General features: G+C 70.2%; 10 protein-coding genes. 7 read left to right on the top strand and 3 right to left on the bottom strand.

The window, feature by feature from the left end; translation table 11 throughout:
* A complete protein-coding gene (locus ACGFZW_RS05020) occupies nt 1–729 on the bottom strand; it encodes a MerR family transcriptional regulator (RefSeq protein ID WP_393891622.1) in 729 nt (242 codons plus the stop codon).
* 286 nt (nt 730–1,015) lie between these two features.
* Here ACGFZW_RS05020 and ACGFZW_RS05015 point away from each other — a divergent pair, with 286 nt between their 5' ends.
* Nucleotides 1,016–2,473: an amino acid permease gene (locus tag ACGFZW_RS05015; protein WP_393891621.1), complete on the top strand. Its 1,458-nt coding sequence runs from the start codon at nt 1,016–1,018 to the stop codon at nt 2,471–2,473.
* A gap of 153 nt (nt 2,474–2,626) precedes the next feature.
* Nucleotides 2,627–3,889 (top strand): amidase, encoded by a 1,263-nt coding sequence (locus tag ACGFZW_RS05010; protein WP_393891620.1) that lies wholly within the window; start codon nt 2,627–2,629, stop codon nt 3,887–3,889.
* 99 nt (nt 3,890–3,988) lie between these two features.
* Here ACGFZW_RS05010 and sph read toward each other — a convergent pair whose 3' ends face one another.
* Nucleotides 3,989–4,960: a sphingomyelin phosphodiesterase gene (gene sph, locus ACGFZW_RS05005; RefSeq protein ID WP_393891619.1), complete on the bottom strand. Its 972-nt coding sequence runs from the start codon at nt 4,958–4,960 to the stop codon at nt 3,989–3,991.
* Nucleotides 4,961–5,145: 185 nt separating this feature from the next.
* Between sph and ACGFZW_RS05000 the strand changes: the two genes are divergently transcribed.
* A complete protein-coding gene (locus tag ACGFZW_RS05000) occupies nt 5,146–6,036 on the top strand; it encodes an oxygenase MpaB family protein (RefSeq protein ID WP_393891618.1) in 891 nt (296 codons plus the stop codon).
* Nucleotides 6,037–6,138: 102 nt separating this feature from the next.
* Here the strand turns inward: ACGFZW_RS05000 and ACGFZW_RS04995 are convergent, their stop codons facing one another.
* Complete coding sequence (locus tag ACGFZW_RS04995) at nt 6,139–7,647, bottom strand: M1 family metallopeptidase (RefSeq protein WP_393891617.1); 1,509 nt, start codon at nt 7,645–7,647, stop codon at nt 6,139–6,141.
* A gap of 217 nt (nt 7,648–7,864) precedes the next feature.
* On the opposite strand from ACGFZW_RS04995, the gene ACGFZW_RS04990 reads away from it, so the two are divergent.
* From ACGFZW_RS04990 to ACGFZW_RS04975, 4 genes are all read left to right on the top strand, one after another.
* Complete coding sequence (locus ACGFZW_RS04990) at nt 7,865–9,832, top strand: Xaa-Pro dipeptidyl-peptidase (protein WP_393891616.1); 1,968 nt, start codon at nt 7,865–7,867, stop codon at nt 9,830–9,832.
* A gap of 103 nt (nt 9,833–9,935) precedes the next feature.
* Nucleotides 9,936–11,279 (top strand): M14 family metallocarboxypeptidase, encoded by a 1,344-nt coding sequence (locus tag ACGFZW_RS04985; RefSeq protein ID WP_393891615.1) that lies wholly within the window; start codon nt 9,936–9,938, stop codon nt 11,277–11,279.
* Between the two features lie 30 nt (nt 11,280–11,309).
* The gene (locus ACGFZW_RS04980; RefSeq protein WP_393891614.1) at nt 11,310–13,073 is read left to right on the top strand and encodes a BCCT family transporter; all 1,764 of its coding nucleotides are present in this window, start codon (nt 11,310–11,312) and stop codon (nt 13,071–13,073) included.
* Between the two features lie 161 nt (nt 13,074–13,234).
* Nucleotides 13,235–14,335 (top strand): oxidoreductase, encoded by a 1,101-nt coding sequence (locus tag ACGFZW_RS04975; protein ID WP_393891613.1) that lies wholly within the window; start codon nt 13,235–13,237, stop codon nt 14,333–14,335.
* Nucleotides 14,336–14,694: the final 359 nt, after the last annotated feature.

Here is a 14,694-nt window from a genome sequence, read left to right as displayed (position 1 = left end):
TCACCCTTCCCCGGTGCCGAACCACTCGCGCAGCTCCTCCTTCATCGAGCGCTGGAATGCCGTGACCAGCGCCTGCACCACCATCGGCTGCATGTCGGCGGACAGCGACTTCATCCGCGCCCTCTCCTCCGCGTCCGGAGCGCCGTCACGGGACGGCTCCCACACCTCGTCCTTGAAGAGCCGGCCCAGCTCGCGCGCGGCGGAGCGGGTGTGCTCGATGACCACGGTGCGTGCGGCGAGGATCGTCTCCAGCGCGATGGGCACGTCCAGCAGCCGCGTCCCCAGGTGCAGCAGCCCCGGATCGACCCGGAAGACCTGCGGGTCATCGGTCCGTACGAGCACACTCATGGCCGCCAGCCGGTCCAGGTCCTCCTCGGTCAGCTCCCGGCCGACCCGCCGCTCCAGCTGGTCGAGGGTGGCGTCCTCCGCCTTGTCCGGGATCCAGCAGGCCACCAGCGCGCGATGGATGGCCAGGTCCTGCGCGCTCAGGTCGGGCGGCAGCTGCTGCACATAGCGCTCGATCGCCGAAAGCGTCATGCCCTGGTGCTGGAGTTCCTCGATGAGCGCGAGGCGGGAGAGGTGGTCGGCGCCGTAGCGGCCGACGCGCCGCGGGCCGATCTCGGGCGGCGGCAGCAGCCCGCGCGTGCTGTAGAAGCGGATGGTGCGGACGGTGACGCCGGCGCGGGCGGCCAGTTCGTCGACCGTCAGGTCGGTGGCGGACTCCATCATGTTCAACAGTATTGCTGTCTCACCACTCCTGTGAAACCTTCCGCGCCGCCCCGGCGGGGGCGAATCGCGGTATACGGACATGCTGTGATCTTTCCGGCAACCGACACCGATCTGCGGATCAAATAGGGACAAACGCACTCACCTCACAACGGGGATAGGTGACCTGTGATCTTGCCCACAGACGGGGGAGCGCTCTTCGGGGAAGGTGTGCCGTCGGCCGACTTCGCGCGATCCGCGAAATCCGGTCCTGGCACCAGCGCCTGCCCGAAAGCGAGATGAACCAGCAGTGAGCACAGAAACCCTCACGGAGGAAGCCCACAGGCCACCGGACGGGGGGAACGGGTCGCAGGATGCGGGCGACGCGGGCTACAGCAAGGGCCTCAAGGGTCGGCACGTCAACATGATCGCCATCGGCGGCGCGATCGGAACCGGCCTGTTCCTCGGCGCCGGCGGCCGTCTGCACTCCGCCGGTCCGGCGCTGGCCGTCGCCTACGCGGTCTGCGGCCTCTTCGCCTTCTTCGTCGTGCGGGCCCTGGGCGAGCTGGTACTGCACCGCCCGTCCTCCGGATCCTTCGTCTCCTACGCCCGTGAGTTCCTGGGGGAGAAGGGCGCCTACGTCGCCGGCTGGATGTACGTGGTCAACTGGTCGACCACCGGTATCGCCGACATCACCGCGATCGCGCTCTACACCCACTACTGGAGCCTGTTCACCGACATCCCGCAGTGGGTGATGGCGCTGATCGCCCTGGCGGTCGTGCTCACGGTGAACCTGATCTCGGTGAAGATCTTCGGCGAGCTGGAGTTCTGGTTCGCGATCATCAAGGTCGCGGCACTGGTCGTCTTCATGTTCATCGGCATCTTCCTTCTCGCGACCCAGCACCCGGTCGGCGGACACACGCCGGGGCTGGATCTGCTGACCGACAACGGCGGCATCTTCCCGACCGGTCTGCTGCCGGTGGTGATCGTGCTCCAAGGCGTGGTCTTCGCCTACTCCGCCGTCGAGCTGGTCGGTGTGACCGCGGGCGAGACCAGCGAGCCGGAGAAGGTCGTGCCGAAGGCCGTCAACTCCATCATGTGGCGGGTCGGCGTCTTCTACGTCGGTTCGGTGCTGCTGCTGACGCTGCTGCTGCCCTGGAACAAGTACGTCGACGGCCAGAGCCCCTTCGTCACCGTGCTGTCCAATGTCGGTGTGCCGGCGGCGGGCGACGTGATGAACCTCGTCGTGCTGACCGCGGCGATGTCGAGCCTGAACTCGGGTCTGTACTCGACGGGCCGCATCCTGCGCTCGATGTCGATGGCGGGCTCGGCGCCCAAGTTCGCCGGACTGATGAACCGCAGCCAGGTGCCGTACGGCGGCATCATGCTCACCTCCGCGGTGTGCGTGCTGGGCGTCGGGCTCAACTACGTCGTCCCGGGCAAGGCGTTCGAGATCGTCCTGAACATCGCGGCGCTCGGCATCATCAGTACCTGGTGCACGATCATGATCTGTCACATGGTCTTCGTGCGACGCTCGAAGGAAGGCCGGGTCGAGCGCCCGCGCTTCCGGCTCCCGGGCACCCCGGTCACCGACATCGCCACCATCGCGTTCCTGCTCGGTGTGATCGTGCTGATGTGGTTCGACGACGGCGTCGGCCGGCAGACCGTGCTGCTGATCCCGGTCCTCGCGCTGGCGCTGATCGGCGGCTGGTTCGCGGTGCGCGGCCGGGTGAGCCGCATCGCCGAGGAACGCCGCCTGACGAAGTAGCCGCACACCGGCGGACGCCTTGAGTCACCAGGGCGGCCGCGGATGCCCACCGGGGCGTCCGCGGCCGCCCTTCGGCATACCGACGGGCGATGCGGGTCCGGCAGTCTGCTCCGTGTGGAAGCGCACACGTATGAGGGGGACGGTTCGCCGTCCGTGACGGTTGACAGGTGGTGCGAGCGGGTCGAGGAGAGGGACCGCGCCCTCCACGCCTTCGTCGCGGAATCGGAGACGAGTGCCGCCCGGCGGGAGCGCGTTCGCCGGGAACTCGGCGCGGTCCACGAGCGGTGGCCGGCCGTCGCGTCGCGACCGCCGCTGTTCGGTGTCCCGGTCGCCGTGAAGGACATCGTGCGTGTGGACGGTCTGCCGACCCGGGCCGGCTCCCTGTTGCCCCCGGAGGAGTTCGAGGGCCGGCAGGCCGCAGTGGTGGACCGGCTTCGTGAGGCCGGGGCCCTGATCGCGGGGAAGACCGTGACGGCGGAGTTCGCCATGAGCGCGCCGGGTCCGACGCGTAATCCCCATGCCCTCGACCACACGCCCGGGGGCTCGAGCAGCGGGTCGGCAGCGGCCGTGGCGGCGGGGATGGTGCCGCTGGCGGTCGGGACGCAGACGGTCGGATCGGTGATCCGCCCCGCGGCGTACTGCGGTGTTGTGGGCTTCAAGCCGACCGCCCGTCGGATTCCGGTCGACGGCGTGATCCCTAATGCGCCGTCTTTCGACACCCTCGGGGTCTTCGCCGCGACGATCTCCACGGCGGCGACGGCAGCGGCGGTGCTGTGCGACGGGTGGCGACCGGTAGGGGAAACCCGGTGCGGGAGTCCGGTGTTCGGTGTACCCGACGGGCCCTACCTGCAACGAGCCGGACGGGAGGCGCGTGCGGCATTCGAACGGCAGGTGGCACGCCTGTCGGCGGCCGGGTTGCCCGTACGCCGGGTGCCCATGTTCGCGGATTTTGCCCGTACGGCCGACGACCTGTTCACCGTGAACCGCTACGAGGCCGCCCGGAGCCACGGTGAGTGGTTTCCCCGGCACGGCAGGCTCTACCGGGAGAAGTCCGCGGCCACGGTCCGCCAAGGACAGTCGATCTCCCGGGAGCGGTACGAGCACGGCCTGCGGCGAAGGGAGGAGTTCCGTACCCGCCTGCTGCGGGCGACCGACGCAGCGGAGGTCGATGTGTGGATGTGCCCCGCTGCCACGGGGCCGGCTCCCCTCGGCCTGGACGGTACGGGCGACTCCGTCATGTGTCTGCCCTGGAGCTACGCGGGCTGGCCCTCCCTGTCCCTCCCCGCGGGGCGGGCCGAGAACGGTCTGCAGTGCGTCGGCCGGGCAGGAAGCGACGAGCGGTTGATGGACTGGGCCCAGGTCATCGAAGGGCTGATGCCCCCGGTTGCCACCGCCCTCGCCCTCGGGGACCGGTGATCCGGACAGTGGTCGGCGGGGAGGCTTGTGGGTCTGCCGCCGACCGCGCGCCCCTTGGCGGTGGGGCGCGCGGTGGACCGACGGTTGGTCAGCCGCCGATCAGCCGCCGATCAGCGGGTAGTGGTCGGACAGGTTGGTGTAGGTGTAGTCCTTGCCCCAGCTGGAGACCGTCCAGGGCGCGGATTCCTCCTTGACCACGTCGTTCTGCCAAGAGGCGGGCCGGGCATGGCCGTTGCGGTGCAGGACGTAGTCGAGGTCCTCGCGCGGGTCCGTCGGGTAGCGGTCCTTCGCGATCGAGTTGTCCTGGGTGTCGAAGGAGTACGGGTGGCCCGTGCGGGTGTCGGCCGGAGCCAGGTCGGCATTGGCCAGCAGCGCGTCGTACTCGCCGCTGCGGGAGTCGATGTTCAGGTCGCCGGCGACCATGACCTCCTCGTCCGCCGGGATGTTCTTGGCGTCGAGGAAGGCGTCCACCTCCTTGAGCTGCTTGGCGCGGTCCGCGGCCGCCTCGCCCGATGCGCACCCCGAGTCGGTGGACTGGGTGTGTGTGCCGACCACGTGCACCTTGGTGCCGTGCACGTCCAACACGGCATAGACGAAGCCCTTGTTGGAGTAGGAGTCCGATCCGCAGGCGTCCTTGTAGATGTACTGCTCCTTGCGCAGGACCGGCCACTTGCTCAGCAGGGTCACCCCGCCGTCCTCGGGGGTGAGGGCGGAGTAGGCGCCGCCGGTGGCGTCCCAGCCGTCCTTGCTCCGGCCCACCACCGGGGTCTGGTGCGGGTACTGCGCCGCGGCCCGGGACTTCAGTGCCTCGGAGGAGGAGTTGTCGAACGCCTCCTGGAGCACGACGACGTCGTTGCCCTGGAAGAAGTCCGCGGCGGCAATCGCCTGCGCGCGGTGGTCCTGGCCCCAGTTGGGGTAGAGGTTCTTGCTCATGAGGAAGGCGTTGTACGTCAGCACCTTCAGGTGGGGGGCCGTGGCGGCCGAAGCGGTGGGGCACCCGGCGAGGGTGACGGCGGCGAGTGCCGCGGCTATCCCGGCGGCCCGGGTCGTGCGCGACGCGGAGAGCGACACTGAATCTCCCTATGGGGGTTGGGTGTGATCCGGCGACGCTCATCAAACCAGCTGTGGTTACCTCAGGGTAACCACCGGGTGGTGGCGGGATGGACGACGCGGCTCCTCTCGCACCGTCCGGGCCCCGAGCACGCCGCACGGGGTACGCCGCAACGACCTGGAGCGGTCGTATCATTGCTTATGTCATGAAAGTGGTGCGAAGCGGATCGATACCCCGGACCCCGGAGCCGGTTCCCCCGCCGCCCGGCGGCGTGCTCTGGTCCCTGGTCGGGGACATCCGCATCCTGCTGACCCTGCCCGCCGCGCTGACGATGCAGGTCGCGCATCCGGCGGTGAGTGCGGGGGTGGACGAGCACTCCGTGTTCCGCACGGACCCGTGGGGCCGCGGTGAGCGTTCGCTGCTCTCGCTCCAGCTGTGGGTGTACGGCGGCCCGGGCGCCGCCGAGGAGGGCCGGCGGCTGCGGCGCCTGCACAAGGTGATCCAGGGGACCGACGCGCACGGCAGGAAATACCACGCGCTCACCCCGGCCCACTACGCCTGGGTCCACGCCACCGGCTACCCCGTCTTCCTGCACGCCCAGAACTACCTGGGCCGCCCCTTCACCCAGGCGCAGGAGCGGCAGCTGTACGCGGAGTGGCTCCGGGTCGGCAGGGTGCTCGGGATTCACGACCGCGACATGCCGCAGACGATCGAGGCGTTCTGGCCGTACTACCGGGGTGTCCTGGACGGCGAACTCGAAAAGACCGTCGTGGTACGGGAGTTGACCGCAACGGACCTGCGGCTGCCGGTCCCGGACCGCGGTCCGGCGGTCCTGCGGACGCTGCTGCGGACCATCTGGCCGGTGCTCCTGCCGCTGCTGGTCCGCTTCCGGCGCTTCGTCACGATCGGCCTGATGCCGCCGGACGCACGCGACGCGATCGGCCTGGAGTGGAGTGAGAGCCAGGAGCGCAGGCTGCGTCGCCTCGGCCGGGTCGTGCGCGCCGTGGTCCCCGTACTGCCGGAGCGGCTGCGGTTCCTGCCTGTGGCGCGCCGGGCCCGTCGGGCGGCGCGGCGGGAGCGCGACGCCGCGCGATGACCGCCTCCCGGGGCCGCTCCACACGACGACCGCCGCCGCGGAGGAGCGAATCCTCCGCGGCGGCGGGTGGGCACCCGGTGGCGCCGCGCGCCTGCTATCGGGTCAGTGGCCGTGGGCGTGGATGTCGTGCGTGGCCGCGATCTTCCGCCAGGACGCGGGCTCGGCGACCTGCTTCGCCTGCGTACCGAACGCCTGCTTCGCCGCCCCCGCGGACGGCTTCGACGGCTGGAACAGCCAGGTGTCGAAGAACGCGGTCAGCGACGTGCCGGACTTCTTCTCCGCGAACCGGACGAAGTCGGCCACCGAGGCGTTGCCGTACTTGTTCTCCGTCGGCCAGGACTTCAGGAGGTCGAAGAAGACCTGGTCACCGACCTTGTTGCGGAGAGCCTGGAGCGTCAGCGCGCCACGGTCGTAGACCGCGCCGTCGAACTGGTTCTCCGCACCGGGGTCGCCCGGCTTGACCTTCCAGAAGGCGTCATCGGCCGGGTGCTGGGCGTAGACGTAGTCGGCGAGTTCCTGAGCGGTGCCCTCGCCCTCCTTCTCCGACCACAGCCACTGGCTGTAGGCGGCGAAGCCCTCGTTGATCCAGATGTCCTTCCAGTCCTTGAGGGACACGCTGTCGCCGTACCACTGGTGCGCCAGCTCGTGGACCACGACGGAGACGTTCGTGCCCCGGTCGAAGGCCTTCTTCCCGTAGAAGGGGCGGGTCTGGGTCTCCAGGGCGTACCCGGCCGGCACGTTCGGCACATAGCCGCCCACCGCGTTGAACGGATAGGCGCCGAAGACGCTCTCCAGCCACTCGGTGATCTCGGTGGTGCGCTCGATGCTCGCCCACGCCGACCCCGTGTTGGCGCCCAGGTCCTTGCTGACGGCGTTGATCACCGGCAGGCCGTTCGCGGTCTTGTCGGTGGTGACGTCGAACTTGCCGACCGCGAGCGTGGTCAGATACGTCGCCTGCGGCTTGTCGGAGCGCCAGTTGTAGCGCGTCCAGCCGAGCTTGGAGGACTGCGAGGCCAGCACGCCGTTGCTGAGCGCCTGGGTGCCGTCGGGGACGGCGACCGAGATGTCGTACGTCGCCTTGTCGGTGGGGTGGTCGTTGCTGGGGAACCACCACACGGCGGCGTCCGGCTCCTGCGCCACCACGCCGCCGTCCGGCGTACGGGCCCAGGCGCTGTAGCCGTCGATCTTCAGCTCCGAGGGCTTGCCGGCGTAGCGCACGACGACGCTGATCTGCGCGCCCTTCGCCAGCGGCGTGGCAGGGGTGACCTCCAGCTCGTGCTTGCCCGAGGTGGTGAAGGCCGCCTTCTTGCCGTTGACCCGGATCTCGCTGACCTTCAGGCCGAAGTCCAGGTTGAAGCGGGAGAGGTCCTGGGTGGTGCGGGCGAGCAGCGTCGCCGTGCCTTCCAGGAGGTCCGTCTTCGGCTGGTACTTCAGACGCAGGTCGTAGTGGGAAACGTCGTATCCGCCGTTTCCGCTCTCGGGGTAGTAGGTGTCGCCCACACCCGGAGCGCCGGGCGTGCTGTGCAGATCAGCATGGCCGGCCGCCGATGCCGGGATCGCCAGCAGCAGGCTGAGCGCGGCCGCGCCCGGGACGAGGAGTCTGTGACGCACGAGTCCTCCAACTCGTAGGGGAGATGGATCGCTTCAGACCCTATGTACTCAGTGGGTCACCGTCATGCACATGGCCACATCTGACACATGACCGACATGAAGCGTCCGACGTCGCCGGTGCCCCTCCCGCCCCATCCCCCGCCGACTGTCACCGCCCGCACATTCCTCGTCACACGCACCCTTACGCACGGGAGTTGAGCCGCGCTACCGTCCGCCCGTGACGATTCGTGCGCGGGTTCCCCGCATCCCTTGGAAGGCCCTCGCGGTGGCGGCGGTCGTCGGCCTGCTGTCCGCTCTGGTGAGCCCGAGCGGCGCACAGGCGGCCCCCGGCGAAAGCACGCCGGTCTACTCCTACGACGGCGCGATACGCGAGTCGGTCTGGGTGGACACCCGGCTCGACGGCGACGCGGACGGGAGGACCGACCGGGTCGCCGTCGACATAGTGCGCCCGGCAGAACCCGCGCAGCAGGGCCGCAAAATACCCGTGATCATGGACGCCAGCCCCTACTACTCCTGCTGCGGGCGCGGCAACGAGAGCCAGAAGAAAACCTACGACGACCGCGGCAGGCCGGTCGGCTTCCCGCTCTACTACGACAACTACTTCGTGCCGCGCGGCTATGCGACGGTCCTCGTCGACCTCGCGGGTACCAACCGCTCGGACGGCTGCGTCGACGTCGGCGGCCGCTCCGACATCCGCTCGGCGAAGGCCGTCATCGACTGGCTGAACGGCAGGGGCCGAGCCTACGACGCCCGCACCGCCGGACATCCGGTGGCCGCCGACTGGTCCAACGGCCGTACCGGCATGATCGGCAAGAGCTGGGACGCCACCATCGCCAACGGCGTCGCCGCCACCGGCGTCAAAGGGCTGAAAACCATCGTCCCGATCGCCGGGATCTCCTCCTGGTACGACTACTACTTCGCCAAGGGAGCCCCGCTCTACGACTCCGGCCCGGACGGTCTCGCGGACTACGTCGACAGCCCCGAAGCCCGCGAACGCTGCGCCGCCGTACAGCAGCGGCTCGCCGACGGCGCACCGCGCACCGGCGACTGGACCGGCCTGTGGACCGAGCGCGACTACGTCCCCGACGCGGGCAAGGTGCGCGCGAGCGTCTTCCTCGTCCACGGGATGCAGGACCTCAACGTGCGTACCCGGCACGCCGGCCGGTGGTGGGACGCCCTCGCCCGGCACGGCGTCGAGCGCAAGATCTGGCTCTCCCGGACCGGGCACGTCGACCCCTTCGACTTCCGCCGTACGGACTGGGTGCGCACCCTCCACCAGTGGTTCGACCACTACCTGATGGGCTACGACAACGGCATCGACCGCGCCCCGATGGCGGACGTCGAGCGCGCCCCCGACAGCTGGACGACCGATGCCCGGTGGCCCGCGGCGGGCACCACGGCCACGACCCTGCGGCCGCGCAACGGCACCACGCCCGGCGTCGGCGTCCTGGGCACCGAGCCCGCGCCGCACGGGTCGACCGCGCAGTTCACCGACGACCCGGAGCTGAGCGAGGCCGACTGGGCGGCGCATATCGACGAATCGACACCCGCCAAGGCGGGGTTCGCCACCGGCCCCCTGCGCGCGCCCCTGCGACTTTCCGGCGCCGGCAAGGTCACGGTGACCGCCACCCCCAGCACCTCGACCGCCCACCTCTCCGCCGTCCTGGTGGACGTCGGCCCCGACACGATCCGCAACTACGCCGCGGAGGGGGAGGGCATCACCACCCTCGGCACGCGCACCTGTTGGGGCGCCGGCACCACCGGCGACACCGGCTGCTTCAAGGACACCGCGGCCGACACGCGGAAGGTGGCGCACACCGTCTTCAGTCGCGGCTGGGCCGACCTCGGCAACCACGCCGACGACCACAAGGGCCGACCGCTCACCCCCGGCAAGCGGTACACGATCACCCTGGACCTCGCCGCGAGCGATCACATCGTGCCCGCGGGGCACCGTCTCGCCCTCATCGTGGCCGGCACCGACGCGGGACTGATCGACCCGCCGCCCTCCAGGCCGCGGCTCACCCTCGACCTGTCCCGCACCACAGCGGAACTGCCACTGACCGGCGGGGCGCCCGCTTTCGCCAAGGCCACGGCAGGCGCCCGGCACCCCGCCCCGGAGCCGGCCCCGCCGCTCCGCGGAATCGCCCCGCCACGGACGGCCACCCCGCTGCCGTCCGCCCGATGACCGGCCGGGCCGCCCCGCCCAGCGGGCCGGCCCGGTGAGCACCTCCGCCCGTGCTCGTGCCGGAACATCCCCCCACCGCTCCACGCAAGGGAGGCACCACCCCGTGATACGTCGCTCCCGAAGCCTCGCCCTCGGCGCCCTGGCCGTCGGTCTGACGGCCACGCTCGCCGCCACGCTGCCGGCCTCGCCCGCCGACGCGACCGGCTCCCGGCCGCCGCGCACCGGATTCGAGGAAAGCCACGGCGCCCGCTGGACCACCCAGCCGGAGGAACAACGCTTCCTCGCCGCCGTCGACCGCGCCGGACCGCGGGCGAGGGTCGACCGGATCGGCACCACGCAGCAGGGCCGCCCCGTCCAGCTGGTACGCCTCGGCGCACCGGCCCCGAAGAGCTCCCGGGACGTACGCCGCGGCAACTCCGTCCTGCTGATCTGCTCGCAGCACGGCGACGAGCCCTCCGGCCGCGAGGCGTGCTTGAGCACCGTCCGTGACCTCGCCTTCGCCGAGGACCGGGCGACCGAACGCTTCCTGGAGCACACCAGCGTGCTGGTCGTCCCGACCGCCAACCCCGACGGCCGGGCAGCGGACACCCGCGGCAATTCCGACGGAGTGGACATCAACCGCGACCATCTCGCCCTGAAAACCGCCGAAGGCCGTGCGATGGCCGCCGTCATCCGCGACTACCGCCCCGACACCATCCACGACCTGCACGAGTACGGACCCACCGTGCCGTACTACATGAAGGACCTGCTCTCGCTCTGGCCGCGCAACCCCAACACGGCCGACGCGGTGCACCGCGAAGCCATGTCGCTGTCCGAGGACTTCGTCGAGCCCGCCGTGCAGCGGGCGGGCTTCAGCACCGGCGTCTACGGCATCTGGACCGACCCCGAGACCGGAGAGCCCCTCAAGCAGGTGGCGGGCGACGGCCAGGAGCGCATACTGCGCAACACCGCAGGCGTCAAGGGTTCTGTCGGTCTGCTCGTGGAAACCCGCGTCGACGCGCTCACCGACGCGGAGCAGGCCGACCCGGCCCTCAACAACCGGCGCCGGGTGACATCGCAGCTGGCCGCCCTGGACGGGGCGTTCTCCTTCCTCGACCGGCACCGCGGCCGTGTGGAGGCGGCCACCACCGCCGCCCGGCTTGCCGGATACGCCGACCATGGCCCGGTCTATCTCGGTGGTGCGGACAACGACCCGGCCACCGACGCGCAGATCCTGGCCGACCCGCCCTGCGCCTACCGCCTCGACGCGACACAGTTCGCACAGGTCAAGGATGAATTGGCGCTGCACGGAGTGAATTGGCGGAAGCTGGGTAGCGGGGCCGTCGTACCTTTGCGCCAGCCGCTGCGGACGCTCGTTCCGCTACTGCTTGACGAAAGGGCCGATTATCACCTTACGGTCGCGGCGCACATGAATGGCTGCCGCGGTGTGGTAGGGGGTAACCCGTAGGGAAAATATGCCCAATTGAAAGGTCGACTCGTGTCGGAAAGAGACAAGGAAGAGGGAGACGGGGCCGGTACGCCGCTCCTGGCGGATCTCCCCGGCGACCCGCATCTCACAGGGCCCCCGCAGACCGACCGCGTGGTCTTCGGCGTGACCGCGCTGCTCACCCTCGCGTTCATCGTCTGGGGGGCGAGCAGCACCGAATCGCTCAAGAGCGTTTCGACGTCGATGCTGAACTGGGTCATCGACAACCTCGGCTGGGCCTTCGTGCTGTCGGCCTCCGCCTTCGTGATCTTCGCGATCTGGCTGGCGATCAGCAAGTACGGCCGCATCACCCTCGGCAAGGAGGGCGAGGACCCCGAATTCCGGACGGTGTCCTGGGTCGCGATGATGTTCAGCGCGGGCATGGGCATCGGCCTGATGTTCTACGGTGTCAGTGAGCCGCTGGGGCACTTCATGACGCCGCCGCCGGGCACCGACCCCAAGGACGCCGCCCAAGCGATGGACACGGCGATGGCCACCACGCTGTTCCACTGGACTCTGCATCCCTGGGCCATCTACGCGGTGGTGGGCCTGGCCATTGCCTACAGTTGCTTCCGGCGGGGGAGGCGGCAAACGATCAGCGCGGTGTTCACGCCTTTGATCGGCAAGCGGCGGGCGAACGGCTGGGGCGGCCGGGTCATCGACATCCTGGCCATCTTCGCCACCCTCTTCGGCTCCGCGGCCTCGCTCGGCCTCGGCGCGCTGCAGATCGGCAGCGGCATCAAGGTGCTGGGCTGGATGGACAGCGTCAGCACCACGCTGCTGGTCCTTGTCATCACCGTACTGACCATCGCGTTCATTCTGTCCGCGGTGTCCGGTATCGCCAAGGGCGTCCAGATGCTGTCCAACATCAATATGGTGCTGGCGCTGATCCTGGCGGTCTTCGTCTTCGTGGTGGGGCCGACCATCCTCATCCTCGACCTGATCCCGACCTCCATCGGGTCCTACATCGGGGAGCTGCCGCAGCTGGCCGGCCGGACGGAGGCCAGCAGCGGTGACGACCTCGGCGGTTGGCTGCGCAGCTGGACGGTCTTCTACTGGGCGTGGTGGATCTCCTGGACGCCCTTCGTCGGCATGTTCATCGCCCGCATCAGCCGTGGCCGCACCATCCGGCAGTTCATCGGCGGCGTCATCCTCGTCCCGAGCGTGGTCAGCCTCGTGTGGTTCGCGGTGTTCGGCGGCTCGGCCATGAAGCTGCAGGACTCCAAGAAGCTCAGCGGCTCCAGCACCCCGGAGGGGCAGCTCTTCGACGTGCTGCACCAGTACCCGGTGGCGACCGTCACCAGCGTCCTGGTCATGGTCCTGGTCGGCATCTTCTTCGTCTCCGGCGCCGATGCCGCGTCCATCGTCATGGGCACCCTGTCGCAGAAGGGGTCCTTCGAGCCGACCCGGCCCGTGGTCATCTTCTGGGGTGTGGTGACCGGCGCGGTGGCCGCCATCATGCTGCTGATCGGAGGCGGTTCGGGCGACGCCCTGACCGGATTGCAGAATCTGACGATCCTGGTCGCGGTGCCGTTCCTGATCGTGATGATCGCCATGTGTTGGGCTCTCATGCGGGACCTGCGCAGCGATCCGCTCATCGTGCGTGGACAGATGGGTGAGGAGGCCGTCGAGATGGCCGTCATCGCCGGGCACGAACAGTACGACGGTGACTTCGAGTTCCGTATCGGCCCCACCGAGGAGAGTTCGGGCGCCACGGCCGAGGGCAGCGGCCCTCGGGACACCGCGGCCGGGAAGCGCGGTGAATCGACCGACTGAGGGACCGGGCAGCTGAGGAACCCTCGCGCGGAGGGCCGGAGCCACCGGCCCTCCGCGGCGCGTTTTCGCCCCTGGAAGGACCGGCGCGGCCGCCGCCCGCCTCGTCGTCGTGACGAACACGTGAACGTTCCACCGGGCAGCTATGTGGGGATACTCGGGATATGTCTGCCGAGCCCGCGCCCTACGTGTCCTTCGGGTTGGCCCCCGCCATACGTCCCGGTGGCGTGCTGACCGACGGCGTGTACCAACAGCACCGGGAGTTCTGGGACTTCAGCATCGACGGCAGACCGCTGCTGCTCCGCCTGGCCGACCTCGACGCGGTCTCCCCGCTCGCCGCCGACGTCGGCCCGTCCCTTTTCGCGGCACGGGTGCGGCGCCTGCTCCTGGAGGCCGAACCACCGCTCGGCGGCGGGCGGCGGATCATCTACGGCTGCCCCGAGTGCGAGGGACTGGGCTGCGGAGCGGTCACCGCGTTCATCGCACGCGACGGAGCCGACTTCATCTGGCGTGATTTCGCCTGGCAGACCGACGAGGCCGTGGATCTCCGGCTCAGCGGCTATCCCGGCATCGGGCCGTTCCGGTTCGAGGGCGGGCAGTACCGCGCGGTCCTGGGACGGCTGCTGGCGTCCGGCGCCCGGCACGCATCGCCGCCCGGCCGCCGGGTGCTGCTCATCGGCCGGCGGGCCGCCGCTCTGGCGAAACCGGCCGAGACGCTGCGGAGCATCGGCCTCGGGGTGGACGTCGCCCGCGATGCCGGCGCAGCGGTGCCCGGTGACCTGCGCTCCTACGGCGTGGTCGTGGTCGGGCGGGCGCTGGGGGAAGGGGGACGCGCGGCCGTGCGGAAGGCTTTCGCGGCAGCCGGGTCCGCGGCGGTCTTCGTCGACGCCCCGGCGCCCACCGTTCCGCTGCTCGTCGCGCAGGTCGAACAGGCACTTGACCGCAGCCCGCAGGGCGAGCGCCGGCTGCTGCGGATCACGGCGGAGGGCGGCGAGGTCACCCTCGTCGTCGCCCACCCCTGCCGGGTCCGGCTGACGGGATACTGCGTCGACAGGCTCCGCCGTACCCGCACTGCCGTGCTGCACGACGGTCAACTCCCCCCAGGTGCACACACGGTGCGGATGGACAGCGCCATGGAGGCCGGGGAGACGTTCGTGGTGGCGCGCACGACGGGTGGGGTGCTGGTGACGCGCATGACACGGCCGGGCAGGCGGGGCGCGCGCGGAAAAGGCGACGACGGCAAGCCGGGCGACGTCCTGGCATGAGGCGCCCGCGTCGGGACGGGCGACGGCGCCGCATAACGAGGGCCGGGCGCGCCGCGACGCGTCACCCCCGATGGCCCGGCGCGGAGCGAAGCACCGTGGATGCTGCAGAAGACTTTGCAGTACCGGCAGCACGCTTCGGAGAGTCGCCTCCGCCCGCCGGTGAGCCGCCGCCCGCGGCGGCCCCGAGGCGTTCCCTGAAGAGCCGGTCACGGGCTGCGGGGACTCGGCCGAGGGGGTGCGCCCGTCGCCCTTCCGCTGTCTTCGTGTGATCCGTGCGTAACCCTCACGCAGCCACCCGGACAAACCCGGACCTTAGGCTGGAGTCAGCTCCGTTGGCCGATGACGCCCCTCGGATGTTC

The sequence above is a fragment of the Streptomyces sp. NPDC048248 genome, assembly GCF_043201875.1.
In the GTDB taxonomy this organism is placed as follows: Bacteria; Actinomycetota; Actinomycetes; order Streptomycetales; family Streptomycetaceae; genus Streptomyces.
The sequence above is the reverse complement of the archived record's forward strand: the minus strand, read 5'-3'. Positions and strand labels throughout refer to the sequence as shown.